At 56.0% G+C, this 24,612-nt stretch carries 30 protein-coding genes, 1 tRNA gene and 2 pseudogenes; 16 read left to right on the top strand and 17 right to left on the bottom strand.

Annotation, left to right across the window (positions count from 1 at the left end):
* Positions 1-50: 50 nt before the first annotated feature.
* From AACY07_RS21930 to AACY07_RS21900, 7 genes are all read right to left on the bottom strand, one after another.
* Positions 51-422 carry a Na+/H+ antiporter subunit G gene (locus AACY07_RS21930; RefSeq protein WP_095024532.1) on the bottom strand — a complete coding sequence of 124 codons (372 nt, stop codon included), beginning with the start codon at positions 420-422 and terminating at the stop codon, positions 51-53.
* Complete coding sequence (locus AACY07_RS21925) at positions 419-697, bottom strand: K+/H+ antiporter subunit F (protein ID WP_016780538.1); 279 nt, start codon at positions 695-697, stop codon at positions 419-421. Before AACY07_RS21925 ends, AACY07_RS21930 begins: the two co-directional genes overlap by 4 nt.
* A complete protein-coding gene (locus AACY07_RS21920) occupies positions 694-1,182 on the bottom strand; it encodes a Na+/H+ antiporter subunit E (RefSeq protein WP_095024533.1) in 489 nt (162 codons plus the stop codon). The genes AACY07_RS21925 and AACY07_RS21920 overlap by 4 nt, the downstream gene beginning before the upstream one ends.
* A complete protein-coding gene (locus AACY07_RS21915; protein ID WP_095024534.1) occupies positions 1,179-2,861 on the bottom strand; it encodes a monovalent cation/H+ antiporter subunit D in 1,683 nt (560 codons plus the stop codon). Before AACY07_RS21915 ends, AACY07_RS21920 begins: the two co-directional genes overlap by 4 nt.
* Complete coding sequence (locus AACY07_RS21910; protein WP_019829081.1) at positions 2,858-3,202, bottom strand: Na+/H+ antiporter subunit C; 345 nt, start codon at positions 3,200-3,202, stop codon at positions 2,858-2,860. The genes AACY07_RS21915 and AACY07_RS21910 overlap by 4 nt, the downstream gene beginning before the upstream one ends.
* Positions 3,202-6,144 (bottom strand): monovalent cation/H+ antiporter subunit A, encoded by a 2,943-nt coding sequence (locus tag AACY07_RS21905; protein ID WP_095024535.1) that lies wholly within the window; start codon positions 6,142-6,144, stop codon positions 3,202-3,204. Before AACY07_RS21905 ends, AACY07_RS21910 begins: the two co-directional genes overlap by 1 nt.
* 178 nt (positions 6,145-6,322) lie before the next feature.
* Positions 6,323-7,252: a DMT family transporter gene (locus AACY07_RS21900; protein WP_317757737.1), complete on the bottom strand. Its 930-nt coding sequence runs from the start codon at positions 7,250-7,252 to the stop codon at positions 6,323-6,325.
* 93 nt (positions 7,253-7,345) lie between these two features.
* Here AACY07_RS21900 and AACY07_RS21895 point away from each other — a divergent pair, with 93 nt between their 5' ends.
* Positions 7,346-7,909, top strand: coding sequence for a helix-turn-helix domain-containing protein (locus AACY07_RS21895; protein WP_169917130.1), 564 nt, complete (start codon positions 7,346-7,348; stop codon positions 7,907-7,909).
* A gap of 193 nt (positions 7,910-8,102) precedes the next feature.
* Positions 8,103-8,176: transfer RNA gene (locus tag AACY07_RS21890), tRNA-Cys, on the top strand.
* 98 nt (positions 8,177-8,274) lie between these two features.
* On the opposite strand, the gene AACY07_RS21885 is transcribed toward AACY07_RS21890, so the two are convergent.
* Together AACY07_RS21885 and AACY07_RS21880 are read right to left on the bottom strand one after the other, a co-directional pair.
* Positions 8,275-9,324: a tyrosine-type recombinase/integrase gene (locus tag AACY07_RS21885; protein WP_339477597.1), complete on the bottom strand. Its 1,050-nt coding sequence runs from the start codon at positions 9,322-9,324 to the stop codon at positions 8,275-8,277.
* 1 nt (position 9,325) lies between these two features.
* Entirely contained in the window at positions 9,326-9,565 is a 240-nt protein-coding gene (locus AACY07_RS21880) for a DUF4224 domain-containing protein (RefSeq protein ID WP_237149096.1), read from the bottom strand.
* Here AACY07_RS21880 and AACY07_RS21875 point away from each other — a divergent pair.
* Positions 9,564-9,902, top strand: a complete 339-nt coding sequence (locus tag AACY07_RS21875; protein ID WP_339477671.1) for a hypothetical protein — start codon at positions 9,564-9,566, stop codon at positions 9,900-9,902. The genes AACY07_RS21880 and AACY07_RS21875 overlap by 2 nt on opposite strands.
* Before the next feature lie 526 nt (positions 9,903-10,428).
* On the opposite strand, the pseudogene AACY07_RS21865 reads toward AACY07_RS21875, so the two are convergent.
* A pseudogene (locus AACY07_RS21865) lies at positions 10,429-10,740 on the bottom strand (transposase); the annotation flags it as partial.
* Positions 10,741-10,923: 183 nt separating this feature from the next.
* On the opposite strand from AACY07_RS21865, the gene AACY07_RS21860 reads away from it, so the two are divergent.
* Both AACY07_RS21860 and AACY07_RS21855 read left to right on the top strand, forming a co-directional pair.
* A complete protein-coding gene (locus AACY07_RS21860) occupies positions 10,924-11,388 on the top strand; it encodes a hypothetical protein (protein ID WP_237149094.1) in 465 nt (154 codons plus the stop codon).
* A gap of 2 nt (positions 11,389-11,390) precedes the next feature.
* Positions 11,391-11,852, top strand: coding sequence for a hypothetical protein (locus AACY07_RS21855; RefSeq protein WP_237149093.1), 462 nt, complete (start codon positions 11,391-11,393; stop codon positions 11,850-11,852).
* A 739-nt stretch (positions 11,853-12,591) separates the two neighbouring features.
* Here the strand turns inward: AACY07_RS21855 and AACY07_RS21850 are convergent.
* The 6 genes from AACY07_RS21850 to AACY07_RS21825 all read right to left on the bottom strand — a co-directional run bounded on the left by AACY07_RS21850 (position 12,592) and on the right by AACY07_RS21825 (position 16,259).
* The gene (locus AACY07_RS21850; protein WP_237149092.1) at positions 12,592-12,840 is read right to left on the bottom strand and encodes a hypothetical protein; all 249 of its coding nucleotides are present in this window, start codon (positions 12,838-12,840) and stop codon (positions 12,592-12,594) included.
* 81 nt (positions 12,841-12,921) lie between these two features.
* Positions 12,922-13,269: a hypothetical protein gene (locus tag AACY07_RS21845; RefSeq protein WP_339477590.1), complete on the bottom strand. Its 348-nt coding sequence runs from the start codon at positions 13,267-13,269 to the stop codon at positions 12,922-12,924.
* 394 nt (positions 13,270-13,663) lie between these two features.
* Positions 13,664-14,047, bottom strand: coding sequence for a LuxR C-terminal-related transcriptional regulator (locus AACY07_RS21840; RefSeq protein WP_339477588.1), 384 nt, complete (start codon positions 14,045-14,047; stop codon positions 13,664-13,666).
* Positions 14,048-14,362: 315 nt separating this feature from the next.
* A complete protein-coding gene (locus AACY07_RS21835; RefSeq protein WP_339477585.1) occupies positions 14,363-15,034 on the bottom strand; it encodes a BRCT domain-containing protein in 672 nt (223 codons plus the stop codon).
* Positions 14,988-15,461: a hypothetical protein gene (locus tag AACY07_RS21830; protein ID WP_271350856.1), complete on the bottom strand. Its 474-nt coding sequence runs from the start codon at positions 15,459-15,461 to the stop codon at positions 14,988-14,990. The genes AACY07_RS21835 and AACY07_RS21830 overlap by 47 nt, the downstream gene beginning before the upstream one ends.
* A 27-nt stretch (positions 15,462-15,488) precedes the next feature.
* Complete coding sequence (locus tag AACY07_RS21825; RefSeq protein WP_237149545.1) at positions 15,489-16,259, bottom strand: LexA family transcriptional regulator; 771 nt, start codon at positions 16,257-16,259, stop codon at positions 15,489-15,491.
* An 83-nt stretch (positions 16,260-16,342) separates the two neighbouring features.
* Between AACY07_RS21825 and AACY07_RS21820 the strand changes: the two genes are divergently transcribed.
* The 6 genes from AACY07_RS21820 (at position 16,343) to AACY07_RS21795 (ending at position 20,188) form a co-directional block, all read left to right on the top strand.
* Positions 16,343-16,588 carry a Cro/CI family transcriptional regulator gene (locus tag AACY07_RS21820; protein WP_237149546.1) on the top strand — a complete coding sequence of 82 codons (246 nt, stop codon included), beginning with the start codon at positions 16,343-16,345 and terminating at the stop codon, positions 16,586-16,588.
* 254 nt (positions 16,589-16,842) lie between these two features.
* Entirely contained in the window at positions 16,843-17,616 is a 774-nt protein-coding gene (locus tag AACY07_RS21815) for a DnaT-like ssDNA-binding domain-containing protein (protein WP_339477551.1), read from the top strand.
* Positions 17,613-18,308: a replication protein P gene (locus AACY07_RS21810; protein WP_019829107.1), complete on the top strand. Its 696-nt coding sequence runs from the start codon at positions 17,613-17,615 to the stop codon at positions 18,306-18,308. Before AACY07_RS21815 ends, AACY07_RS21810 begins: the two co-directional genes overlap by 4 nt.
* Positions 18,301-18,510 (top strand): hypothetical protein, encoded by a 210-nt coding sequence (locus AACY07_RS21805; RefSeq protein WP_339477548.1) that lies wholly within the window; start codon positions 18,301-18,303, stop codon positions 18,508-18,510. Before AACY07_RS21810 ends, AACY07_RS21805 begins: the two co-directional genes overlap by 8 nt.
* Positions 18,507-19,802, top strand: coding sequence for a tyrosine-type recombinase/integrase (locus AACY07_RS21800; RefSeq protein WP_339477546.1), 1,296 nt, complete (start codon positions 18,507-18,509; stop codon positions 19,800-19,802). Before AACY07_RS21805 ends, AACY07_RS21800 begins: the two co-directional genes overlap by 4 nt.
* Before the next feature lie 2 nt (positions 19,803-19,804).
* Positions 19,805-20,188, top strand: coding sequence for an antiterminator Q family protein (locus tag AACY07_RS21795; protein ID WP_169883045.1), 384 nt, complete (start codon positions 19,805-19,807; stop codon positions 20,186-20,188).
* A 104-nt stretch (positions 20,189-20,292) separates the two neighbouring features.
* Here AACY07_RS21795 and AACY07_RS21790 read toward each other — a convergent pair whose 3' ends face one another.
* Entirely contained in the window at positions 20,293-20,496 is a 204-nt protein-coding gene (locus AACY07_RS21790; RefSeq protein ID WP_139272542.1) for a hypothetical protein, read from the bottom strand.
* Positions 20,497-20,644: 148 nt separating this feature from the next.
* On the opposite strand from AACY07_RS21790, the gene AACY07_RS21785 reads away from it, so the two are divergent.
* The 5 genes and pseudogenes from AACY07_RS21785 (at position 20,645) to AACY07_RS21760 (ending at position 24,609) form a co-directional block, all read left to right on the top strand.
* The gene (locus tag AACY07_RS21785; protein ID WP_169883044.1) at positions 20,645-20,974 is read left to right on the top strand and encodes a phage holin, lambda family; all 330 of its coding nucleotides are present in this window, start codon (positions 20,645-20,647) and stop codon (positions 20,972-20,974) included.
* Between the two features lie 60 nt (positions 20,975-21,034).
* Positions 21,035-21,232, top strand: coding sequence for a hypothetical protein (locus AACY07_RS21780; RefSeq protein ID WP_086797720.1), 198 nt, complete (start codon positions 21,035-21,037; stop codon positions 21,230-21,232).
* A gap of 230 nt (positions 21,233-21,462) precedes the next feature.
* Positions 21,463-21,852 (top strand): annotated as a pseudogene (locus tag AACY07_RS21770) (host specificity factor TipJ family phage tail protein); the annotation flags it as partial.
* 17 nt (positions 21,853-21,869) lie between these two features.
* Positions 21,870-22,334 carry a hypothetical protein gene (locus AACY07_RS21765; protein WP_339477524.1) on the top strand — a complete coding sequence of 155 codons (465 nt, stop codon included), beginning with the start codon at positions 21,870-21,872 and terminating at the stop codon, positions 22,332-22,334.
* Positions 22,335-22,470: 136 nt separating this feature from the next.
* The gene (locus tag AACY07_RS21760; protein WP_339477522.1) at positions 22,471-24,609 is read left to right on the top strand and encodes a hypothetical protein; all 2,139 of its coding nucleotides are present in this window, start codon (positions 22,471-22,473) and stop codon (positions 24,607-24,609) included.
* Positions 24,610-24,612 lie beyond the last annotated feature (3 nt).

Below are 24,612 nucleotides of genomic sequence, written 5' to 3'. Positions count from 1 at the left end.
ACCTGACGAATCGCGTCGCCTGAATCGCGAGCAAGCCCGCTCCCACACCGTCAGCTGCCGTTTTCGCTGCGCCCGCCGCTGCTGACTTCAGCCGGTACGTCTTCACCCGCCATGCGTTTGCGGAACAACGAGGTCCGGGCCAGAAGCAGGGTCGTCACCGGAACCGTGATGGACAGCAGGATCGGCATCAGCCAGGCATGCAAGACCGGGGTCGATTTAAGTGCGGAGAAGTACAGGATCGATGCCAGTGCAACACCCCATGCGCCAATGGTCGAAGCCAGAGCCGGTGGGTGCATGCGCTGGAAAAACTCCTTGAGGCGCAGCAGCCCGATGGCCCCGCACAAGGCAAACAGACTGCTGAGCACCAGCAGCAGGGCCACCGGTATTTCGATCCAGAGCGACAACTCGCTGACGCTATTCATTCGATCACCTCGCCACGCAGCAGGAATTTGGCCAGCGCAAAAGAGCCGACAAAGCCAAACAGGGCAATCAGCAGCGCGCCTTCAAAGTAAGTGTCACTGGCATAACGGATACCCAGCACCAGCATCATCAACATGGCCAGGATGTACAGGTAGTCCAGTGCCAGAACCCGGTCCTGGGCCGACGGGCCCTTGAACAGGCGGATCACGGTCAGGACCATTGCCAGGCTGAAGATAAACAGGCTGAGCAGGATGGCATTGGAGAGCAGGGCACTCATTCAAAGATCTCCATCAATGGGCGTTCGTAGGCCGTCTTGAAGTGCTCGATAAACTGCGCTTCGTCCTCCAGGTCGAACACGTGCAGCAACAGCACGCTGCGATCCAGCGCCAGTTCCGACCAGATGGTGCCGGGCACTACGGTGGTGATCATCGACAAGGCCGCCAGGCCGTTGGCATCACGCAGATCCAGAGGGATTTTCACAAACCGTGAGCGTGGCGGTTGTTTGCCAGCCCGCAGTACGCCCCAGGCCACGGCAATGTTGGACAGCACCACATCACGGCCCACCAGAAAGAACAGCTTGATGATCACCCGTGGGTGACGAATGCGCACAGGCAACGGTCGCAACGGCGCAAACATCAGTGGTGCCAGAATGGCCAGCGCGGCCCCCAGCAGCAGGTTGCCAGCGCTCAGGGACAGGTTGAGCAGCAGCCACAGCGCCAACAGCGCCAGGGACAGCCAGGGAGCAGGGAACAGACGCTTCATGGTTGTACCTCCTGTGCTGCCGCCTTGGCTTGCGGGCTTGGCACCGGACGGGTGCCGATCACGGCCATCACGTAACGCTCCGGGTTGTTCAGGGTGTCGGCGGCGGCCTGGGTATAACGCATGACCGGCTCGGCCTTGAACGTCAGCACAACACACAGCCCGAGCAGCAACACGATGGGCAGGCACTCGATGCGGCGCAGTATCGGTGACTCACGCTCAAGGGGCGTCCAGAAGCGCTGGATACCCATGCGCGAAAAGGCAATCAATGACGCCAGCCCCGAGAGAATCAACAACGCCAGCAGGCTCCAGGCCGCCGTCGAAATGGGCGCGTCCGATGAGTTGCCCAGGCCCAGGGGGTTGAGCAGGGCGTTGAGCAAGCCGAGTTTGCCGATAAACCCGGACAGCGGCGGCATGCCGATAATCAGCAGGGCGCAGGCAATGAAACTCAGCCCCAAGAAGGCCATGGTCCAGGGAATGATCTGGCCGACAACGACTTTTTGCTCATCGTCCAGGTTACTGCCGCGCGGCGGCGGGGTGGCGGTCAGACTCGGTTGTGGTTCGGCATCGTCTTCGAGCACCAGATCGGCCGAGGAGCGCGAACGTTCGATCAGCTCGGCCAGCAGGAACAGCGCACTCAGGGCCAGGGTGGAGCTGATCAGATAGAACAGCGCGGCGGCGGTCAGGTTGGGCTGGGCGAAACCCACGGCCGACAACAGGATACCGGCAGAAACCAGGATGCTCAGGCTGGCCATGCGCTCCAGTCGCTGGGCGGCGAGGATGGCAATGGCTGCGCAGACAATGGTCGCCATGCCGCCGTAGATCAGCCAGTCGCCGGCAAAGTACGCCGATGCTCCTGCCTGACCGGAAAACAGCAGGGTCCACAAGCGCAATACGGTGTAGATCCCGACTTTGGTCATGATTGCGAACAGGGCTGCCACCGGCGCACTGGCCGAGGAATAAGCAGGCACCAGCCAGAAATTCAGCGGCCACATGCCCGCCTTGGCCAAAAAGGCCACAGCCAGAATGGCAGCGCCCGCATGCAGCAATCCGCGATCCGCTTCAGGCACCAGGGGAATCTTCAGCGCCAGATCGGCCATGTTCAACGTGCCGGTGACGCCATAGATCAAGGCCGCGCCGATCAGGAACAGGGAAGAAGCCAGCAAGTTGATCGAGATGTAATGCAGCCCCGCAGACACCCGGGTTTTGCCCGAGCCGTGGAGCATCAAGCCGTACGAAGCGGCCAGCAGCACTTCGAAAAACACGAACAGGTTGAACAGGTCGGCGGTCAGGAAGGCCCCGTACAGGCCCATCAGCTGGATCTGGAACAGCGCGTGGAAACTGGCTCCTGCGCGGTCCCAGCGGGCCATGGCGAACAGCAGGGCGCTGATGGCGATGATGCCGGTCAGCACCAGCATCAAGGCGCTCAAGTGATCAACCACCAAGGCTATCCCGAAGGGCACTTCCCAGTTGCTGGGCAGGTAAACGCCAATCGAAGCCGGAATGGCTTGCTGGCGGGTCCAAAGCAACAACATCACGGAGATGCCCAGGCCGAGCAGGGTCGAAATCAGATTGATCCGTGCCTTGAGCGGTCGGTGTTTCTCGCCCAGCATCAACATGCAGGCTGCGGTGAGCAGTGGCAGCAAAATGGGGGCGACGATCAGGTGCGGCATCAAATTCATTCTTTAGGCTCCCGGCCATCTACGTGGTCGGTACCGGTCAGGCCCCGAGAGGCCAGCAAGACCACCAGAAACAGCGCGGTCATGGCGAAACTGATGACGATAGCGGTCAGCACCAGAGCCTGGGGCAATGGGTCTGTGTAGTTGAGCAAGTCCTGGGGGACGCCGTTCTTGATCACCGGCTCCTTGCCGATAAACAGGCTGCCCATGCTGAAGATGAACAGGTTGACACCGTAGGACAGCAGGCACAGGCCCATGACCACCTGGAAGGTTCGCGGACGCAGAACCAGCCAGGTGCCCGATGCGGCCAATACTCCGATAGCAATGGCGATGACTTCTTCCATCAGGCGGCTCCTTCTTTGGTGGCAAGCGCGGATTGAAGGGCAGGCAGCGGGGCAAGCTGATTGCTCGGGCGATGGGCCCGTACGGACTGGTGAGCCAGTGCCGTGAGGATCAGCAGGGTTGCGCCGACGACCACCGCATAGACGCCGATATCGAAGAACAGGGCGCTGGCCACATGGATATCGCCCAACAGCGGCACGCTGAAATGGAAGGTGTGGGTGGTCAGAAACGGGTAGCCCAAGGGGATTGCGCCCAGCCCGGTCAATGTTGCAAACAACAGCCCGGTGCCCATCCAGCGCAACGGCCGCAGGCTCATCTGTGCCTCGACCCACTGTGTGCCGGCAACCATGTATTGCAGGATAAACGCCACCGACATCACCAGGCCTGCGACGAAGCCGCCGCCCGGCTGGTTATGGCCGCGCATGAACAGGTACATGGACACTACAAAGGCAATCGGCAGCAGCAAGCGCACCAGCACGGCCGGCACCATCATAAAGCCCAATGCGGTATCGCTGGCGCTACGCGGGTTGACCAGATCGGTCATCACGTCCTTGGCCAGTAGTCGCTGCTGGGCAGGTAGCTGCATGCTTTCCTTGGAGGGGCGGAAGCGACGCAGCAGGGCAAACACGGTCAGCGCAACGGCGGCCAGAACAGTGATTTCACCCAGGGTGTCGAAGCCCCGGAAATCCACCAGCATCACATTCACCACATTGCTGCCGCCGCCTTCCGGCAATGCCCGGCTGAGGTAGAACGAAGAAATGTCGTTGGGGGTCTGGCGTGTCAGCATCGCGTAAGACAGCAATGCCATGCCGCCACCCACTGCCGTGGAGAGCAGCAAGTCGCGCAAACGACGGATCTGCGCCTTGCGCAAGGTACCCGGCAGTGGCGAGACTTCTTCGATACGCCGTGGCAGCCAGCGCAGGCCAAGCAGGATCAGCACGGTGGTCACGACTTCGACCACCAGTTGGGTCAAGGCCAGGTCCGGCGCCGAGAACCATACAAAGGTGACGCAGGTCATCAGGCCGCACACGCTGACCATCGTCAGGGCTGCAAGACGGTGGTACTTGGCTTGCCAGGCGGCGCCGAGTGCGCAGGCAATCGCCAGCAGCCACAGGGTGATAAAGACAATCGAGCCCGGTATTTTCGGTCGATCGCCCCAGCTCAGGCCGCTGTAGAACATCGGGATCAGCCCGGCGATAACGGCAACCAGAATCAACAGGAACAGCTGGGTTTGCAGGCGCTGGGTACTGATGCGTCGTTCAAGCCGGCGCGCGCCGCGCATGATCACCACCAGGCTGCGCTCGAAGAAGCGTTTGCCATTGAAGTACTTGATCAGCGGCGGGTACGGGAAACGATCGAGCTTGAGCTGTTTGCGCAACAGCACATACAGCAGGATACCGCCGGACATGGCGATCAGGCTCATGATCATCGGCGCATTGAGCCCGTGCCAGATGGCCAGGCTGTACTCGGGCAACTCGCCGCCCACGACCGGCTGTGCAGCGGCGGCGAGCAGCGGGCCGACGGTTTGTGCCGGGAAAATCCCCACCATCAGGCAGGTGAACACCAGCAGCTCGACCGGGGCGCGCATCCAGCGTGGAGGCTCGTGCGGGGTGTGTGGCAGGTTGGTCGCAGGCGGGCCGAAGAATACATCCACGGTAAAGCGAAGGGCGTAGGCCACGCTGAACGTGCCGGCGATGGTCGCAATGACCGGCAGGGCGATTTCTACCCAGGCCGTGGAATTGATGAACACGGTTTCGGCAAAGAACATTTCTTTGGACAGGAACCCGTTCAGCAGCGGCACCCCGGCCATCGAGGCACTGGCCACCATGGCCAGGGTCGCGGTGTAGGGCATGAGCTTGAACAGGCCGCTGAGCTTGCGAATGTCCCGTGTGCCGCTCTCGTGGTCAATGATCCCGGCAGCCATGAACAGAGACGCTTTGAACGTTGCATGGTTGAGGATGTGAAACACCGCAGCCACGGCGGCCAGCGGGCTGTTGAGGCCCAGCAGCAGGGTAATCAGCCCCAGGTGGCTGATGGTCGAATAGGCCAGCAGGCCTTTAAGGTCATTTTGAAACATCGCGCAGTAAGCGCCCAGCACCAGGGTGCAGGCACCGGCGCCGCTGACAATCCAGAACCATTCTTCGCTGCCCGACAGGGAAGGCCAGAGACGAGCCAGGAGAAAGACCCCGGCCTTGACCATCGTTGCCGAGTGCAGATAAGCCGATACAGGGGTTGGCGCCGCCATTGCATGGGGCAGCCAGAAGTGAAACGGGAATTGCGCACTCTTGCTCAGGGCGCCGATCAGGATGAGGGGTAGCAGGATTGGATACAGGCTGTGGGCGCGGATCTTGTCGCCCGCCGCGAGCACGGCATCCAGATCATAGCTGCCGACGACATGGCCAAGCAGCATGACCCCCGCCAGCAGACACAACCCCCCGGCGCCCGTGACCATCAGCGCCATATAAGCGCCGCGTCGGGCATCCGAGCGGTGGTGCCAATAACCAATCAGCAAGAATGAAAAGAGGCTGGTGAGCTCCCAGAAAAACACGATCTGAATCAGATTGCCCGACAGTACCAGGCCGAGCATGGCCCCCATAAACGCCAGGAAAAACGCAAAGAAGCGCGGAACCGGGTCTTCGGGGGACATGTAATAACGGGCGTACAGCGACACCAGCGTGCCGATGCCAAGCACCAGAATCGAGAACAGCCAGGCGAATCCGTCCAGACGCAGGACAAAATTCAAGCCGAGACTGGGCAGCCACATGAACTCTTCACGAATGACGCCACCGTGGGCGATTTGTGGATAGAGCATGGCTACTTGAACAGTGCCGATCAAAGCAATAAGACCGGCCAGCAGTGATTCACTGTTACGTGCGTTGTGCGGCAAAACAGCCGCCAGACAGCTGCCGACGAAGGGCAGAAGCAGTAGAACTATCAGGGACATAGGCTTCTAATCTGCAGGAGTTTGTAAGCGATCATACGTGGCGAGTTGCAGATCACCAACAGTGAACCTGTGGCTGAATCCTACAAAGTCTGTCGATAACCGGTTGGGTTTCCTACAGTTCTCTCCTCGTGTAAGCGCTTCTAAGTAAAAAATCGTACTGCGTCTTAGGCTTGCAGTTTTAATCGCAGGCTTGGTCGCCTTGCTTTTGCTCAAGCTCTTCGAGCTTCTTACCCTTTGTTTTTAACTCACTCACGATCACCGCTGCAACAATCAATGCCGCGCCAAGCAGCGCAATGCCGGGCAAGCGCTCACCTGCAAGACGCCCCGCAATGCCAGCCCAGACCGGTTCACCTGCATAGATAAGTGTGGCGCGGGTAGGCGAAACGCTTTTCTGGGCCCAATTCATCGCGACCTGAATCGCCGCACTGGCAGCGCCCAAGCCAACCGCACTGGCTAACAATAGCCATGAAAAGTCAGGAATGGCTTCTTGTGTCGGCACAATCATCAAAAACGCCAGAATTGACGCCGTGCTGAGTTGAACGACAGTTACCCGGCGCACATCGACTTTGCCTGCGTAAGCACTGATCAGAATGATTTCGGCAGCGATAGCAATGGCGCTGATCAGCGTGGCGATCTCTCCGGGGCTGAAATCCAGGGACGCGCCGCTTGGGCCGGACAACAACATCAGTCCGGTAAAGGCCAGCATGATCCCCAGGCTCGGCATCAAACCGGGCCTGCGTCCCAGCACCAGCCACTGCAGCAGCGGTACAAAGGGTACGTAAAGCGCGGTAATGAAGGCGGACTGGCTACTTGGTATGGTTTGCAGGCCAATGGTTTGCAAGCCGTAGCCGAGCATGATCGAGACACCGATAAACATGCCCGCCTTGAGCTCGAACAGCGTGATGCCGCGCAGGTTGCGAATGGAAAAAAGAGCGACAATGCCGGCCGCCGCGGCAAAGCGCAGCCCCACAAAAAACATAGGCCCGCTCGCTGTCAGTGCATGCTGCACCAGCAGAAAGGTGATGCCCCACACCATCGTAATCAGAATCAGCACGCACTCCGCTTTACTGAAGCGAGAGGTCAAAGGCAGCAATCGGGTAAATTTCATTGGCGTCGCAACCTTGCGTGCTACAGGAATGGAGACGCACAATGCGTCAAAGCTGGGCAGTATACTGCGCAGTCCCACAAGGTGAGCAATATAGTGCCCAAAGAAAATTCACAACGTGCGTCGGTTTTGCAGCACGTCAGTCAGAACGTACGGCGCCTCAGATTGCTGGCGCACCTGAGCCAGAGCACCTTGGCCGAACTGTCCGGTGTGAGTCGGCGAATGCTGGTGGCTATAGAGGCTGGCGAAAAGAACGTCAGCCTGAGCACCCTTGACCGAGTTGCAGAGGCATTGAACGTAGCCTTCAGTGATTTGATTCAGGCTCCGGGCTCGCCTGACCCGAGTCGCATCAACGAAGTGGCCTGGACGGGTGCGAAGGCGGGGAGCAAAGCCGTCCTGCTGTCCAAAGCCACCGCCACCCGCGAAGTCGAGTTGTGGGAATGGACCCTGGAGCCGGGAGAGGAATACCTCTCCCAGGCAGATGCCGAAGGCTGGAGCGAACAGCTCTACGTATTCGAAGGCTGTTTGACCCTGGTCATGGACGAACAGGTACTGCGATTTAGCGCGGGAGAGTTCTATATGTACGCCAGCAACCGACCCCATGCCTACCGCAACGAAGGCGAGGGGACATTGCGGTTTGTACGCAATGTCGTGATCTGAAAACCCGTGGCAGAAAAATAACTAAAAATTATTAGAATTCAGGGGGTTGCCAGCTTCAGCCTTCTAGTACATAATGCGCGCCATCAGCCCGGGGGCAACTACCTGAAGTGCTGAAGAATCAAATGGTTGTAGCGACAAGTCGCAGTTACAAACTCTTGTTTTTGATGTTTCTGACGAAGCTTCAAGCACAATTGGCCGAATAGCAAAATGGTTATGCAGCGGATTGCAAATCCGCCCACGCCGGTTCGATTCCGGCTTCGGCCTCCACATTCGAAAGCCCCGTAGACCTTGGTCTACGGGGTTTTTTATTGGGCGCAGGAAAGTGAAGTGTTCCATTACTTTGGGCATGGTGTTCCATAACTAATTCACTTTGTGGGCTTGGCGATGGCTCCGATACGCCGGTAAACCCGTTCCGTAATCCCTTCTTTTGAGTGCCCAAGAAGTGCGCTCGCCTCCGAAATATCTGCAATTTCCGACGCAGCCTTTGGCCTGATGTCTCGAAATTGAAATTGCATGATCCGCTTTGCTTCCTCTACTGATCCCGATGCTCTTGCCCTGTCAGCGGCAAGCAAGCGAGTGGCGTCCCAGCGGTTGCGCATCATTTGCCAGGACACCCGCACACCGCTTTTGCTGAGAATGAAATAAGGCGAGGTGTGAGCAGCATTGCGCTGCATGATTTGGTCAAGCAACAGCCCGAGACTGCTGCGGCCGATACTGGTGTTCAAGTGAATGCGCAGGCGCTTGCCCGTCTTGCCTTGGCGTACCAGCAGAAAATCCCCGGCCATGTCGTCGCGGCGCATCGCCAAAACATCTGCCGGGCGTTGCCCTGTCAAATAGGCCAAGTCCATTGCATCCTGAACTTCTTGTGGTGCGCAGCCATAAACGGCTGCCCATACTTCGTCATTGGCGTAATAGTCCCTGGGCTTCTCTTTGTTCTTGCGAACACCAAGGCACGGATTCTCCTGTCGAGTTAATCCCCACTCCCTGGCAATGTTGAATACATGCGAGAGCAAAGCGAGCTCTCTATTGGCTCGAGTCTTGGCAGATCGGGCATCGCGGTATTGGGCGACCATAGACGGCGATATCGCATCAATAGGCGCATCATCAAATACCGCTCTCAGCTGGCGAAGTTCGGCGGCATTGTCTTTTTGCGTCCTTGGGGCTTTCTTGGGAATGATGTCTCTGGCGTATCGATCAAATATGCCTCTCATTACAAGCAGGTCTAAAGGTTTTTCTTTCGACTCCAGTTCGGCCCACTTCATACGGGCCTGGTTAATATCCTTACCCAGCGGAATGTCATGGCCCGTTGCATCGCGGTAATAGTAAGCCGTCCACACTTTCCCGTTTTTACGCAGGCGCGTGCGCTGATACATCCTTGGCGGCAGGTGTTGGTTTTCGGTTTTGCGAGGGCGCATTTCAACTTACTCTAGAAAAGTCAGGGGTCCAGGTAGGGGCTGGTGGTGGGGGTTGGGCTGCCAATATTGGCGAAATTATTCCGAGCTTCATGCGGGCGAACATCCGGCCAACAAGAGGGCGACCACCGCGACTTTCGATAAAGACCCAGTTGCGAGCCTTTAGCCATTGACGCTGGTAGCCACGGTGTTTGTAGCCCGTCAGGTCGGCCAGCTCTTCCTCTGAGAGGATTTCAGTTTCCATGCGCGTATCTCCATGCCGCCGCGCTTGGCGGCAGAAGGTGAGTTATCTAGTGGGATGGTTTGTCGCGTGCGGATCAGAAACTGCGCTCTTTCTGGCGCTCTACATCGATCTGCTCATAGAGGGCATCGACCCTTTTGCTTTTCCTGTCGATAGCCTGGGATCGCTTGATGTGATCTTGCATTGCCTTGTTATAGGGCTGCATCAGCTCAAGAAGGCGCAATTTTTAAGCCGCGTCTTTCGATTCGTTGAACCTAACAGCGACCCGATCGCGCTCTTTGAAATCAAGACCATCGAGCGCCCGATTTTCTTTTTGCATTTCCTCGAGTACTTCAGCTGATTGCCTTTGCCAGCGGATGTACAGAACATCGCTTCGTTTCGTTCGGCCATAGCCCATATGTTGTTGTTGTTGTTGTTGTTGTTGTTGTTGTTGTTGTTGTTGTTGCGGCGAGAAACCACGGCTGAGCGCTGGACATTGCGGCCTATTAGGATCTCGGCTGCCAGCAGGATCAGCCAGGCCTCGATTTTGCGGCGGATGAGACGCTTTATTGCCTCCACCCCAAGACGGTTTTGAAAGCAAGCAAAATGTAATGACACCCTTTGGCGGTGACTTTTATCTTGCCCGTCTGCTTGTTCCAACTGATCAGGCGAAGCTCTTGCAGGATGGTCGTTAGCGTGTCACCCCATGGTGCCAACGCCTTGATACAGCTTTGGGCTAGTAGGCCGCGATAATCAGTGTGGCCAAAGTTGGTGTTTTTGAACGAGGCCTGCATCTGTTCGTCTGTCACAAGGTCGGTGATGGCTTTTACGGCGAGGTCGCGTCGCTAGCACTTATGGGTCATGAGGACACCCTTAGCGCATCAATCTGAGGTGGAATCTATCATCCAGGTCTCCAGATCAATTAACCCTTGCTCGTTGGGCTTGATGTGAAGCCGCTTGAGTATCTGCTCAAACGTTCCGCGATTGCGCCAATCACGAAAGCGTTGATGAACAGTCGACCATGGGCCAAAGCGCTCAGGCATATCGCGCCAGGCAGCGCCAGAACAGAGCGCCCATAGTGCTCAGTTTAGCATCAAGCGATGATCTGCCTGTGGGCGCCGCCCGCTGCGGCGAGGTCCATAAAGAGGTCTGCAACCAAATCCCAGGCTGCGTCGGGGGAGTACTAGCCGTTTGGCCATCGTGGGCTCATGCCATAGATGGTCGCGGACTTTACTGAATCGCGATGTTTATGGGTTTCAAATTGGTTTCGGCTGATTTCGTGCAGAGCCTAAGGTAAGATGAGGAGAAGCTCTGGCGGTTAACATAAATTGTTGAAGCTGAGTCCGTAATCTGTAACTAGTCAAATTAAGGCGAATTCAATAATGGGATCAAATTTTACTAATCAATTGAAAGCGCTTGAGGGTGTGACGAATTTTGAAATGTCCAACACTCCGGCTGTTGAAAAAAACAATGAGGGTGTTATTGCTTTTAGCGGCACGTTAAAGTTTAGGGGTTTGGTGTTGGCATTTCAGCAGATATTGAGTCCTAGCATTACAATGAATATGCTGAATGTTTCGTTTATGTATCCTACAGGTAAGAAGCAACAGAAAATAAAGATATTGGAGGCGTTAAACTCTTTTAATGATGCCAGGCCGGCTCTAAAGTCGGTGTTAAAGTCTAGTGGCGACAAAGGGTTTAGTGTTAATTTCAGTATGGAGTTTATTTGTTCGGATGAGCTTATAGGTCTTTCTATGGTGGAATCTCTGGTTAAGGTGCTTTCTTCAAGTGGTAGTTTACTTAAAGGTACTTTTGGGCGGCACGGAATAACACTCGCCTTGAAGGGGTAACCATGATTAAGTTCTGGTCGGCCGTGTATGTTTTTGCGACTTCGATTGCATATTTTTACTTAGTTACGAATGCTAACAAGTTGTACGAGGAAAAGACCATTGCTCTCCCCGTACTCTGTGCGATAGTTGTTTTTTTGGCCTTTCTGATTAGTTTTTTCAAGGACAAAATTAGCGAAGTAGAATGGAATGATAAGCTTAAAGTTAAAGATGCGGATATTGCTAGGTTAGAAGCTAAAGTGTCCGAGAAGGAAGGTGTGATTCATGCTTTAAAAAGTACTTTTGTTAGTAATGTTCTTTCTGCGAATGAGCAGACTCCAGAGGAGTTTATGGTAGTGCAGCGAGCACTTGCTATGAGAATAAATGCGGATCCTATTATAAATAATATTTCTCCTGCAGCCCCTGTTATTGATATTACTCTATCGAGCTATCTTGATATTCGAAAAACGAGTAAGCACGCTTCTTAATGGTGGCGGAAGTCGGTCTTGATTTATTAGGTTGGCGGGAGTCGGACCTGCATATGTTGTGTTTGGATATGTGTCTTCCGCTCTCTTTTGATGTTGCTGAAAAAGCCACCAGCTTCGGCAGGGGTTCTAATTGCTCTTTGTAGGTGAAAAACGATTGACGGTATTATGTCAGTTGTTTATATGGAGGCTTAGAGGAGAGGTGGGTAGTAGTTATGCGGAGTTGCCTGCCTCTTTTTTGTTTTTTGAGATGAGCTTTTTGTTTTGTTTTGTTATGTTGTTGATCCATAGAGAGCTCTGGGGCAGGGCTTTGTAAAGTCTTATTAATTCTATTGTAAGTGCTTTTGCTAATTCTGATACTCTACTTGCACTAAAATTTTGTCGTCGGTAGCTATTTATTATATGTCTTTAATGTGTTTGTCGATTTTCTCTTCGGGACTTGTTCGCTCTACGATTTCGAAGCCGTTCGTGCCTGGCGAAGTGATTGGTTTTTATTATATGCATCCCTTTTAGCTGCTCCTATATCTATTGGCTTGAGTCGTCGAGTCATTTGACTGTGTTTCTAAGTATTGTTGATTAGCAATTGCGTGTACGAAGGCTGGCAGGGCTTGAAGGTGAAACCGTCCGGGTGCCTCATATGGATCTTTGTGCTCTTACCTAGCATTTCTATACAATCACACGCCGCCTTTTCTGATCGGAAGCAGCGCAACTATTTGTCGCTAGTGGCGTGCAGGCGTGACAGTCACAGAAGGCGGATTAAGTCCGCCAATTGCTGATCAGTCATGCGGTCGGCGCCGCGAATGAAGCGGGATATCAGATCCTGTTCCTCATCGATCCCGGTGCGCGCCATAGTTCGCTTTAGCGCGGCGTCATCGTTGTGATACAGGGCCGTGACAATCTTGCGTGACAGCAGGAGCGCTTCTTTTTCCTTCGTGCTCAGTTTGTCCCGCACGCGCTGTTCGCGCTTGCGCTCGGTTGCAGATTTGGCCATGAACTGTCTCTTCAAGCCCGCTGGGCGGTAAGTGGTGTTGGATCTGGCGAAGGCGGCGCTGCGCCGAGGTGTTGATACGCCTCACAGATCACTGCCGAAGAAGACAAACACGGCCAGCAATGCGCCGATGCGTAATGTCCAGCTGCGAAAATATTTCCCGAACTGCTTGATTCCGAACTGCGCCGCTTTGGCTTCCAGCACCCTCGCATGGCTGGTGGCATTGTTGTGGCCGAAGCGCTCGGCTACGACCACACCTGTAGCCCGATTGATCAGCGAGAAGGTGTTGTTGCCGCTTGGGCGCACGATGATCAGCGGCGCCAGTGGCGGCGGCATGACGCCGGGCTTTTGGTAAAACTCGGCAGTGGCCTGGCGTGTGCGTTCGCGCAACCCCTCAAGAATTGCGCAGCGCTTGGCGAAAGATGTATGCATGGGTCGATCCTCGACAGGGTACGTTTATTCGTCAGCAGTCAGGCATCGCGCTGTTTGCCGATGGGCGCGCAATGGAGTGCTGACGGATAAACGCAGGTAATAAAAAGCCCAGTCGAAACCGGGCCGTGTTGCTCTCTTAAAACGCCACCGTATGTAAGAGCCTGGCTGTGCGGGCGTGCCCGTCTTTGTTTACTTGTGCATGGCTGAATCCTCCATGTTGGTCGTCAGCAGGGCAGGGGTGATGCAGGTGTCCAGCGTCTGCTGGGTTGGCGTCCGCATCGGTCTGTACTCTGGCCGGAATATGCCGAAGATCAGACCGATACGGCCTGGTGCTGGGGAGTACCAGGGGGTCGGGCAGTTAGCGACAGGCTGTCGTGGCGCTGGTTGATTCGGGTTACACGGTGAGCTCTAGCGCTTCGGCACGGCGCACCAGACGCATCTCGGCGAAGCGTCGTTCTGAGGGGCGGCGGTCTCGGCGTGATATTTCGCTGTCTGTAGCTGCGTGCATTGCGATCAGCCCGGCCAGTAGCAGGCAGAGCGGGGTGATGATCTGCCGGCGCATCGCTTCGGCGACCATCGCGCCCTGGCGGTGAACGCCAAGCTTGTACATCGCGCAGGCCAGTCGCTTGACCACGGTGCCCGGCGCAATGTCGAACGCTCTCGCAATCTCTTTGGCTGTCAGTCCCTGGGCAACTGACAGAACGAATTGCAGTTCCCGCGGCGCAAGGCCTCGGCCGAGGTGGCCTTTCCATGCACCGTCTACGATTGTCGATTCCATGATGTCTACTCGGTTGTTTTCCCGATGCACCCGGCAAGCCAGGTGCAGCAGTGAAAGTGTCCGTTCTTAAAAGAGCTCTCATTACTGAGCCAGTCGATCCCCGTGAGGGGGCTGGGGTCAGGATTCCCCCTGGCCGTGGTAGCCGGTGAGTCTCCGGCTTGTTGCCGATGTGATCCGGCGATGGAGAAACAATACCAATGGTAATATTAATTGTAAATGCCAATGGCAATAATATTTTCAATGGGCATGAAAAAACCCGCGCTTGGCGGGTTTCTATCTGGGGCAAATGAGAGCTGTCAGGTGCAGCGCCTGACGTTAGGTGGGAGCAGATTGTCCGAAAAGAGCTTCTTGCCAGGCATGCTCACCAATGATGGCTACCGGGCTTCCCGATTCGCGCAACTCAACGGCTCTCATGATCTTTAAGCCATAGCTGCTATGGCGCCACTGATCGTTCCCGACACTACCTACCACCAGGTAGTGAGTCTTCTTATTGATCCCGCCACCAATCAATCCGCCGCGTTCCTCAATAAGCGCCTGGCAGTCTTTGCGCGGCCCGTAAGCCATAACACCCGTGAAGACGAACAGGCGTTCTTGCCAGATTATTTCTGGAATTGGCATGTTGAAGGGGAGGTCGTTCGGGGCGGTAAAGTTGGTTTCGGTGGTTTTGCTCTCGGCTTTACCTTGGCCAAGGCTCAGGCCTGAGAAATTTTGCAGCATTGCCAAAAGCTCTCTCGACTCCTCAGCATCCAAAATCCCATCGGAAAGCATGTTTGATAGACGGCGATAGAGGATATTGACGACAGGATCTTCTAGATGCAGAAGATTTTTGGCGATCCATTCTTCAAGAAAAATGGCTTCTTTCAAGGTGACGACACCGTCCGAAACAATGCCGGCTGCCAAGCCTACAAGGGCGTCAGCAGAGCGCCTATCAATGCGGTCTTCATGGAAAAAGCGACTGTTCTGAAACTCCTGATGCAGGTCCACCATTTAAAGCTCCTTCTTCAATGTTGTTAGTTTCGGACTCATTCAGGATTTTGCGAATGTCTGGAGTGAAGGTCACGATCATCTGCGTTTTTACACATTTGATAGTTACTTCTGAATCCAAGGCAATGCTCAGATCTTCCCCGCGTAGTCCCTGCCATTGAGCCAGATAGCGCAAGGAGCCGAATTTTTCGCGCTTAACCAGAGTGCGATCGCTCCCACCTTTCCAGTTCAGGGGAGGGAGCTCTCCGGCCAGCGTTCGCGAGGCCAAGTCAGGGTTCTGGATGGCAAGCTTTCGACCAATTTCCCAGTTTTTTATCAGTCCAGAATCTGGGCCTAACCAAGTTTCGTGCCAGCTGAGGTTTGACCTTGCCGGTTCTGCATGGGATCGCTGAATTAGTCGGTTTGTCTCAATTGATTCAATCTGGGTCATCCAAGGGTCCATCCTGCAGATTCTTTGTTAGAGCTTCTTCACATCCCAGGCCAAGAGGACGCGGGCGTGGACGTGCATGCGTTCCAGCTGTTCGCCATGTAGATCAATCGGGCGATAGATAGGATTGTCAGAAATCATCGACAAGGACTTACCGGTGATTCGCTGCAAACGCTTGATAAACAGGTCGCCGTCGAGGGTGAAAACATAAATGGCATCTGTTTTGATTTCAGTAATGCCGCGATCAATCAGAAGGGACGCACCATCGCTGAAAGTGCCTTCCATGCTGTCGCCGTCGCCAGTAATGATTGCCAGATTCTCGAGTTTTGAATAATGGACTCCCCGGCGTGCGAGCCAGTCCAAATGCACCGTAATGTCACGGATCACATCAATGTGTCCGTCTGGCGCTGCTATACCTCGGCCCATGGATGCGGAGACATCCAGACGGGGGATGGTCACGTATCCCTCGCTATCGGGCTTTCTGGTGAAGTCGACAGTGATTACGTTGTCTTCTTTGAAGGTCTGCGGGCCGATAGCCTGGGCGATTTTGGTCATTTCTTCGGCGAGTCGCTCACTAAATGCAGAAACATCGACGCCGAGAATTTTCGCAAAGCTCGCGGCCACTGCAGCATTGAGCGGGTTAATACCGTTCAGGTAATGGCTTACGGAGCTCTGGTTCATTTCCAAAGCATGAGCAAGCTTCTCCTGGGTTAAACCAAGCTCATTTTTCTTCGCGTTAAAGATGGCCTTGAGACGCTGGCACTCTTCTTTCTTTTCGGGGGGTAGCGGCTTTTTGCTCATGGCCGAATCCTATTCCCATCGGTAATAAAGCATCAAATGCCATTGGCATTTACATTTAAAAATGCCATAGGTAATATCTCGCCATGAAAACCATGGAGAGAACTCCTGTGAAGAGAACCCACATCACTCATTTTGCTCAGGAGTTTGGGCAATGTGAGGCGGCAGCCTTGCTCAAAATGACTCAAGGCGCGCTCAGCAAAGCCATACGCCGTGGCCGGGACGTATACGTCACCAAGCACGCGGATGGCTCGTACACGGCGGAGGAGGTGCGTTCATTTCCTTCGCAGAATCCAGCAAAAAACCAATCACCTGAAGCTGTCGCCGTCTGAGAAATCAAGACGGCCAGCTTTGCGTGCCTGGCAATTATCAATCCTTCCGAACTCACCCAACAGCACCTCGGATTAGCTGTTAATCCATCCAGTTACCAAATCGCAGGCAAAAAAAAGCCGGTGGCTAGACCGGCTTCTTCACAACTTCTTTCGGGGGCCATTATGTGCACCATTTGTTCATCACGCAACACCGCTGACGTGATACCTCGCCTTGCACCCTTACATGCCACGACCACCGCACAGGAGGCCGTGTAATGGCCCGCATCCGCACGATAAAACCCGAGTTCTGGACCAGTGAACAGGTCATGGAATGCAGCCCTTTGGCGCGCCTGTTGTTTATCGGCGTGTGGAATTTCTGTGACGACGCGGGCAACCACCCCATGTCGGCCAAAACCCTGAAGGCACTGGTTTTCCCAGGCGACGACATCACCTCGGCAAAGGTCGGTGAACTGCTCGCCGAGTTGTCAACGAATGGGCTGATCGACCTCTACGAGGTGTCGGGCAAAGAGTACCTGCACGTCAACGGCTGGAAGCATCAGAAAATCGACCGACCGACGATTAAACACCCTGTATATCGACTGACTATCGACGCTGACTCGGAGAATGCTCGACGAGCCCTCGCCGAAGAGCCGCCAGAGCCTAGACGAGCCCTCACCCCCGGAAGGGAAGGGGAATATAAGGGAGAAAACCCACCCAACGCGCACGAGACGTTCGACCCTCGCGAAATGGTCACCATGACCCTGGATTGGTTGCCCGATCCAGAAACCCTAAAAACCTATGCCGTTCACGTTGGCCTGCCTGGGGCTCTGTTCACTCCAGCCGTGATTGCCCTATTCACCTGCCACTACGAGCCGAAGGGTGTGATCAACACCCAGGCCGAGTGGGTGAGCATGCTGGTCAAGTGGGTGCAGCGTGATCAGGTCAAGAGCGCCGGAACCAACGTCAGCCGCTTCCCGGGCAAGCCCCGTTCTGACGAACCCTTTGACGATGAAAACACCGACTGGCTGCATCAGGAGGCCACCCAATGAATCAAGTTTCAGTCATCGCCACCGGCCTGTGGGCCAAGGTGCAGACCGGCCAGTTCATCGCTGCCGGTGAAAGCGAAAACATCCAGCCCGCCGCCGAGCTGTCCCAGGCCACGGCCAAGGTTATCAACGGTCTGTTTCGCGAACTGCGTTCGATCTTCCCGGCGTGGAAGCAGGCTTGGCCGGATATGGCGACCTACAAAGCCGCCAAGCAGCAGTGGATGCGCGGTTTTCTCGAGGCCGGGATCTGCAGCACTGAGCAACTGCGCTTCGGCCTGATGCAGGCACGCCAAGCCGCCAAGGACTTTGTGCCGAACGTGGGGGTGTTTATCGGCTGGTGTACGCCAACAGCGGAAATGCTCGGCCTGCCGAGGCTGGCTGCGGCTCACCGCGAGGCTTGCCGTAACGCACATCCGTCGATGGCCGGCCAGGCCAAATGGACCCATGACGCGGTGTGGCACACGGCCAAGGAGTGCGGTTTTGAAAACCTCAACCGGCTGTCCCACGACCTGAGCATCAAGCTGTTTGAGCGCAACTACACGATCACGGTGCGCCGCATTCTGGCGGGCCTTCCGTTGCAGAAAATGCCGCTGGCTTTGCCGCCACGGGCCATTGAGCGCAGCGCGCCGGAAGTGGGAAACAAGGCCCTGGCGGCGCTGCGGGCCATGCGTTCGGGAGGTGCAGCGCATGCCTAACCCTCATCTGGCCCCGGTGGAGCCGAGCGCCTATCGCTGGGCTGTTCACTGCTGCTCCTACAAGCTCGATTTGAGCCATAAGCCCGACCGGGCCGTGGCTCTGTTTGAGCATGAAAGTGCGGCACACACGTTTGGTCGCCTGATGTGGCCAACCACTTACGAGGTTGTCGGCCGGCACCCCCCGCAGGAAGGTGGCCGTTGAACACCAAAATTAAAACCCTGACCGTGAAGCTGTCCGACGCGGAGATTGGCCGCAATGCCAAGCTTGAGCATGTGCGCGACCTGCGCGATGCCGGCCACCCGGCGTTGCACTTTCGCTTCTCCAAGAATCGCACCCGTGGCTCCTGGTACTTGCTCAGCAAGCGCCGCTGGCACCGCATCGGAGCCTTTCCGGACTTGAGCGCCAAGCAGGTTCTGGCCGAGCTGCCAGCCGTGCGCCTGCGCGTATCTGCAGATGCGGGTTCGACCATTTCCCAATGGGCCACCACGGGTGAGCTGCTCACCTGGTACGCCGATCGCATGGCCCGCGACCGCAGCTTGTCGGCCAAGCGCAAGAACACCGGCGCCTCGGCCATGAAGTGCCACCTGCTGCCGCGTCTGGGTGACTTGCCGCTGGTGGAGGTCAACAAGGCGACACTCGACAACCTGTTCATGTGGCCGCTGCAGGAAGCCCTTTCAATCGATTACGTGCGCCTGGCGTTCCAGTTGCTGGCCCTGGCATTTCGGCAGGCGTTGAAGCTGGGCCTGATCACGTCCAATCCAATGGCGGGCATCAAGTTCAGTGACTTCTCCAAAGCCAAGGTTGGGATCAAGCCGTCGCGCCTGCGTGGTGTGCAACTACAGGATCTGATGGCCGAGCTGGAGCAGGTCATGGACAGCGAACCGGCTGACGCCATGCTGGCCCTGATGATGCTGTGCCACGGCACGCGAATAGGGGAGACCCGGCAAGCGCGCTGGCCACATATCAGCCTGGCCGAACGCGAGTGGTTTATTCCCGCCGAGCACACCAAGACCGGCGTGGAACATCACCTGCCGCTGACTGACCAGGTGCGCGGCCTGTTGATCCAGTACCGCGAAACACAAACCGCCCGCGGCTATGACGGTCAGTACCTGTTCCCGGCGCGCAATGGCAAGGCACTGAGTGAAGGGCAGGCCAGTGCCGTGTTCACCCGGTTGGGCAAGGGCGAGTGGACCAGTCACGACCTGCGCAAGGTGGCCCGTACCGGCTGGGCAGACCTCGGCATCGACCACCTGATCGGTGAACTGCTGATCAATCACGCGATGGGTCACAACGTGAAGGTGTACATCCAGTCGGACGTGATGGGCCGCAAGCGTGACGCGCTGGATAAGTGGCACGGCCATCTAGACCAGAAGGGTTTCAGCCTGATCCACGGGCAGACAGGCGTTAGATTCGGAGAATCCGGTAATACGCTGGAGGCCTCTAACGGCGGGGCGTGCAGCGCTATTCAGAAAACAACCATAGGTGAGGATTAAAAATGATGATTCGCAAAACGCTGCACCGACCTTTGGGTGATACCGAACACATGCTTGAGCAATGGGGCTGGTGGCGAATGGACGGGATGGGGATTCCCAGCTATGCCTCGCCAATGCTGGCCTTGATGCGTGACGCGCTGCCTTCCAGTACGAAGTCTTACACCATCACTGATGAGCTGGCCTGCGCCGTTGACGGGGCGTTGGCCAAGCTGTGCAAGCGTGACCAGCAGATGGGCGATATGGTGTGGTTGTACTACGGATCCAAATGGCCGGCAGTGCGGGTAGGTCGCCACTACAAGGTGAGCGAAATGAAGGCGCGAGAGCTGATCAAGGCGGGCGTGGCATGGATCGACTGCGTTCTGGAGACCCTGCGCGAAGCTGCGTAAAAAGAGTTGTCCATATGGAATAGCTCTGTTTTCATAGCACCGTGTTTAGCTGTTACAGCGGGACACCACAGAGAAAGCCCGACCATTGAGTCGGGCTTTTTGCCTTATCGGGCTACACCTGTTGCTGAGTGTGCTTCCAGTGCTTTCAATTGATCGTTAAAGTCATTTTCGCAGCTATCCGCTAACGCCTTCATCGCGTGCATCATCATGATGAGCGAATTTCGAAGCTCAACAGGATTATCTTCGGACAGATCAAGGTGGTTTTTAGCAGTAACTAGCAAACGATCGAACTCAGTACGCTTGAACATATCAATCTCCCTTTGGTGATTGATAAATATACAAGGCCCAGCCATCGCGCTGGGCTTTTTCGTTTTCGGCCCCGCCACACCCATCGCCTCAAGCTGGGAGTGCTGTCGGGGCCGAACCCATTCTGCTCCCAGCTAGGGAGGACACCGGATGCCTCATATGCCTGATAAGCCAGACACCTGGGTGATAGCGCTCGCGTGGCTGAGTCAGCACTCGCCGACGATCTATGCCGCCACGCTGTCCTTTGTAATGGCGGCGCTGCGAATCATCTATGGCGGCGGCACTCGGCGGCAGGCGATCCTCGAAGCAACCATCTGCATGCTGCTCACCACCAGCCTGATCGCGGTGCTGGAGTACTTCGGCCTGCCGTCCAGCCTGGCTACACCGGTAGGTATCTGGATTGGTTTCTTGGGTGTGAAGAAGATCGCCGACCTGGCTGACCGCTTCGCTGACTTCAAGCTGCCACGGCGATCCGAGTGATGGCCTGCAGTGGATGCGCTGCCCGGCGCGAACAACTCAACAAGTGGAAGGCGATTGCATATGAGCGAGCAGCAGAGCTCTTTGGCTGGCCTGCTCAGCCAGGTACTGGCCGAACAGATCAAGCAGACAGCGATCCTCGAACGGATGGCGACCCAGCAGACCCAATTGATCACAGCCTTGGCGGAAGAGGGGATTGAGCAGGACCCAGAGTCAGAGCCACTGACCTACATGAGCGGCGCACCGCGCCATCCAGCATGAGCCGCCTCAAGACACTGGCCACACGCCTGCAACCCCAAGCCAATCGCATCGCAACCGCAGTGCCTGGGTCATGGCGCAGTGACAAGGCCACCTCGACCCAGCGCGGTTACGGTTACGCATGGCAACAGGCGCGACTGGTGCACCTCAATGCCCATCCCCTGTGCGTCTACTGCGAGCGTGATGACCGGGTGACAGCGGCCAGTGTGGTTGACCACGTCATCCCGCACCGTGCCAGTGATACGCCGGGGCTTTGCCAGAGTGCGCTGTTATTTGGTGTTCAGCCGGTCATTGGTGGGCTGGTACTGGAGTCGTCAGAGCCACTGGATTGGTCTGCCGGCGGCGCCCACAAGATCGGAATCAGTCGCTTGGATGGCACGTTGTCCGGGCCTTATCCAGCCACTCAAATCGATGAGTTCCACGTCAGAGTCGATGACTTGGACTTCGTGCCCAGCAACGATCCAGCCTTGAATTCACCACGCCTACTGTTTGGGCCTGCTGATAAATGGGCTTACCCGGTACTGGTGACCTCGGCCGATCCTTCCGGTGGCAACGTCTCAATGAAGGGAATGCCCTATGACGCCCGTGTTTACACCTACGACCACGCCACGGCGCCTGACTGATAAAGGATCTGCTAACCATGCTTGCATACCCTGAAGGTCTGCCAACGCCGCAGCGGGAGGGCTACGGCTTTGATCCTGTCAGCCCGATGACCAGCACAAAACTGGTGAGCGGGCGCTCGGAGCGTCGTCGGGCCTTTGTCAGCACGCCGACTGTGGCGACTGTCACCTGGTTGCTGACACCGTCCGAGGCGCAGTTGTTTGAAGGGTGGTTTGAATACGTCCTACTCTCTGGATCATTACCGTTTGAATGCCCACTCCTGACCCCGATGGGGATGGAGCCGTACCGCGCCAACTTCGTCGACATCTACAGTGGCCCTGTATTGGTGGGCGTTGATCTCTGGCGGTTTAGCGCCCAGCTCAGCCTTTTCAAGCGACCACTGATTGATAAGGAATGGATTGTAGATGCGCCTGACTACATCCTCGGGGCAGACATCTTCGACATAGCCATGAATCAGAAGTGGCCAAAACACACCGAAGGCTGAACCAACCATTTAACGGCCAGCCTTGGCTACCGCACGTCTACGACTTATCCACCGGCAGCTCGCCGGGAACTTAAAACAGCATTCACGCCTCCGCACTCTTCGCGGCGGCATGGGCGCGCCTGCGAGAAAAATGCCCATGGCTCACAACACTGGCAACCCAATCGGGTCGACCTCCCCAAAAGACCTTTCCGATAACGCCCGGAACCTGGATCTGTTGCTGCTCGGGGATGATCCGTCATACCCAGACCGTAAGGGTGTGCCGCGCAAGTCGTGGAAGGGGATGGAACACGAGCACGCGACTGATCAGGCACGCCGTGAATCTGAGTTCGACACAGACCAGGCTCGACGCGAATCTGAATACGCTGGCGACAAGGTAAAGCGTGATGTCGAATTCGCGCACGATCAGGCGGAAAAAGGCACTGAGTTTGACGCGGCCCAGAATACCCGCGTAATCCAGTTCAACACGTTCATGGACGCTAGTGGCTACGAGCCGCCGATTCCTTATGCGGCAGGAATCCTGCTTGATCGAGCAACCAAAACAGTTACCTACCTTGGCAACGAATACCGGGCCCGTGGCTCATTCATTCCGTTCACTACCAGTAACTGGTCGACAGATGAGTCGAAGCTCAAGCTAATCGGAGACGATTCACTAAGCCAAAAACTGGCAGACCCTATTAGTCCTGAGAATGGCTCGTCAAAGCTCGGTCGTGGGGTGGTAGCAATAGCAACTATTGCGGATCTGATGGCTATACCGGCTGCCGCACGCCGTTCGGATTTGCGCTATCTCAACGCTGAGTACGCAGTCGGGACAGGTCTTGGCGGCGGGCAATGGTTCTGGGATTTTTCCGATTGTAGCGCGCTGGTCGCGTCCGATCCGCTGCGAGGGTTATACGCCGCACCTCTCGATGCGCCAACGGGGGTTAATGGTGCGTTCCGTAGGATATTCACCGGCGACATGGACGCTTCATGGTTCGGTGTGGTTTACGGCAAGACCGTTGACGCCTTGCCCGCTTTAACAGCAGCGGCTGTGCTAGTTAAACAGGGGCTTAATTTGATGGCGTCCGGCGACATACTGCTGAGCGGGACATGGAATCTTCTAGGCTTGCCAGCGGATACCCTCTCTCTAATAACCATTTTAGGCATGATATATGCCGCTGAAGGGGACTTCACCCCTGTAAAGATTTCTGGGCAACGCTATAAATTTCGAACTTTGGGAATGACCCGGTTGGGGGGCGCTCGCACAGGTCGCCCTATGGAGATACGTTCAACGTTCGGGGCTGAAGTCAGCCTTGGTTTCGTCGACAAGTTCGCGCAGGGCGCATTGGGTGTTGGGGAGCGTGGCCACTTTGGTATCAATGGTATTGGTTGGCTTAAGTTTGAAGCAAGTTCGATTAATGTTGCTGGGACATGTTTCCTTGGAACGACGGAGCTTGATGGCTGGTTTAACGAGAACAAGATAGAAATTGCTTCTTTCTACGGTACTAATGGAGTTCACCTTAAAAAAGGTGTTGGGCAAACATCAAGGTTTGATGGGAACAAAATTATCAAGCCAGGGTACGAGCAGATATCTGGAACATGTCAGGCTCTGGAGTTCGCCACACGCACGACCACTGAAGACTGGCGGATTGAGGGTGCGACAGGAGTCGTGGCGTTTAGCGAAGATGAGGAATGCTCTCGTAACGTCTACCGGGGTTCTTGGGCGGTGGTAGACACGAAACTAAGGTTGAGCGGAATACTTTCGAGGTTCGAGGCACAGATCATTGACGCTAACGGGGCTACTCGGGCGGTATCCGCACAGCAGGGCGCTGACGGTGGATGGTCGTATGAAACCCTGGGGGCGTGGGCGGGTGCAGCCTATCCAAACTCCATAGATTTGCGGATTCAACCACCTGGCGGCGGCCATCCGATGCGTCTCAATGTGAAGGACGTGAACGGGAACGACGGCTACATTGAGGTTAAGAAAAAGAAAACGGATCAGGTGGTGCCCCTTGGTACCCAGTCGGTGTCGGTGCTGCCTGGGACGACTCTAGTGATGGTGTCATTAGGCATTGCGGACTCACCGCTGACCCTGAAAATGGATAGCGGGATGGAAAATGCTGGCTGTGCAATCTTGCTGAATGTCTCGTCCTACAACGCATCTAGCCCTCTGACGATCAAGAAATCTACCGGGGCCACCACAGCTGGGGCTGGCGTGATCGCGTCCGGTCTTTACTCGCTGGTTTATACAGCTGACTTGTGGCTAGTCAGCAAAATCGGCGAAGCGTACAGCGAATAACAA

This window comes from Pseudomonas sp. RL_5y_Pfl2_69 (assembly GCF_963970465.1).
Lineage (GTDB): Bacteria > Pseudomonadota > Gammaproteobacteria > Pseudomonadales > Pseudomonadaceae > Aquipseudomonas.
The sequence above is the reverse complement of the archived record's forward strand: the minus strand, read 5'-3'. Positions and strand labels throughout refer to the sequence as shown.

Bases quoted from the DNA above. Each gene is read 5' to 3' on its own strand.
- AACY07_RS21930 (WP_095024532.1), bottom strand. From the start codon at position 422: ATGAATAGCGTCAGCGAGTTGTCGCTCTGGATCGAAATACCGGTGGCC.
- AACY07_RS21925 (WP_016780538.1), bottom strand. From the start codon at position 697: ATGAGTGCCCTGCTCTCCAATGCCATCCTGCTCAGCCTGTTTATCTTC.
- AACY07_RS21920 (WP_095024533.1), bottom strand. From the start codon at position 1,182: ATGAAGCGTCTGTTCCCTGCTCCCTGGCTGTCCCTGGCGCTGTTGGCG.
- AACY07_RS21915 (WP_095024534.1), bottom strand. From the start codon at position 2,861: ATGAATTTGATGCCGCACCTGATCGTCGCCCCCATTTTGCTGCCACTG.
- AACY07_RS21910 (WP_019829081.1), bottom strand. From the start codon at position 3,202: ATGGAAGAAGTCATCGCCATTGCTATCGGAGTATTGGCCGCATCGGGC.
- AACY07_RS21905 (WP_095024535.1), bottom strand. From the start codon at position 6,144: ATGTCCCTGATAGTTCTACTGCTTCTGCCCTTCGTCGGCAGCTGTCTG.
- AACY07_RS21900 (WP_317757737.1), bottom strand. From the start codon at position 7,252: ATGAAATTTACCCGATTGCTGCCTTTGACCTCTCGCTTCAGTAAAGCG.
- AACY07_RS21885 (WP_339477597.1), bottom strand. From the start codon at position 9,324: ATGCGCCCTCGCAAAACCGAAAACCAACACCTGCCGCCAAGGATGTAT.
- AACY07_RS21875 (WP_339477671.1), top strand. From the start codon at position 9,564: ATGCGCGTATCTCCATGCCGCCGCGCTTGGCGGCAGAAGGTGAGTTAT.
- AACY07_RS21880 (WP_237149096.1), bottom strand. From the start codon at position 9,565: ATGGAAACTGAAATCCTCTCAGAGGAAGAGCTGGCCGACCTGACGGGC.
- AACY07_RS21860 (WP_237149094.1), top strand. From the start codon at position 10,924: ATGGGATCAAATTTTACTAATCAATTGAAAGCGCTTGAGGGTGTGACG.
- AACY07_RS21855 (WP_237149093.1), top strand. From the start codon at position 11,391: ATGATTAAGTTCTGGTCGGCCGTGTATGTTTTTGCGACTTCGATTGCA.
- AACY07_RS21850 (WP_237149092.1), bottom strand. From the start codon at position 12,840: ATGGCCAAATCTGCAACCGAGCGCAAGCGCGAACAGCGCGTGCGGGAC.
- AACY07_RS21845 (WP_339477590.1), bottom strand. From the start codon at position 13,269: ATGCATACATCTTTCGCCAAGCGCTGCGCAATTCTTGAGGGGTTGCGC.
- AACY07_RS21840 (WP_339477588.1), bottom strand. From the start codon at position 14,047: ATGGAATCGACAATCGTAGACGGTGCATGGAAAGGCCACCTCGGCCGA.
- AACY07_RS21835 (WP_339477585.1), bottom strand. From the start codon at position 15,034: ATGGTGGACCTGCATCAGGAGTTTCAGAACAGTCGCTTTTTCCATGAA.
- AACY07_RS21830 (WP_271350856.1), bottom strand. From the start codon at position 15,461: ATGACCCAGATTGAATCAATTGAGACAAACCGACTAATTCAGCGATCC.
- AACY07_RS21825 (WP_237149545.1), bottom strand. From the start codon at position 16,259: ATGAGCAAAAAGCCGCTACCCCCCGAAAAGAAAGAAGAGTGCCAGCGT.
- AACY07_RS21820 (WP_237149546.1), top strand. From the start codon at position 16,343: ATGAAAACCATGGAGAGAACTCCTGTGAAGAGAACCCACATCACTCAT.
- AACY07_RS21815 (WP_339477551.1), top strand. From the start codon at position 16,843: ATGGCCCGCATCCGCACGATAAAACCCGAGTTCTGGACCAGTGAACAG.
- AACY07_RS21810 (WP_019829107.1), top strand. From the start codon at position 17,613: ATGAATCAAGTTTCAGTCATCGCCACCGGCCTGTGGGCCAAGGTGCAG.
- AACY07_RS21805 (WP_339477548.1), top strand. From the start codon at position 18,301: ATGCCTAACCCTCATCTGGCCCCGGTGGAGCCGAGCGCCTATCGCTGG.
- AACY07_RS21795 (WP_169883045.1), top strand. From the start codon at position 19,805: ATGATGATTCGCAAAACGCTGCACCGACCTTTGGGTGATACCGAACAC.
- AACY07_RS21790 (WP_139272542.1), bottom strand. From the start codon at position 20,496: ATGTTCAAGCGTACTGAGTTCGATCGTTTGCTAGTTACTGCTAAAAAC.
- AACY07_RS21785 (WP_169883044.1), top strand. From the start codon at position 20,645: ATGCCTCATATGCCTGATAAGCCAGACACCTGGGTGATAGCGCTCGCG.
- AACY07_RS21780 (WP_086797720.1), top strand. From the start codon at position 21,035: ATGAGCGAGCAGCAGAGCTCTTTGGCTGGCCTGCTCAGCCAGGTACTG.
- AACY07_RS21765 (WP_339477524.1), top strand. From the start codon at position 21,870: ATGCTTGCATACCCTGAAGGTCTGCCAACGCCGCAGCGGGAGGGCTAC.
- AACY07_RS21760 (WP_339477522.1), top strand. From the start codon at position 22,471: ATGGCTCACAACACTGGCAACCCAATCGGGTCGACCTCCCCAAAAGAC.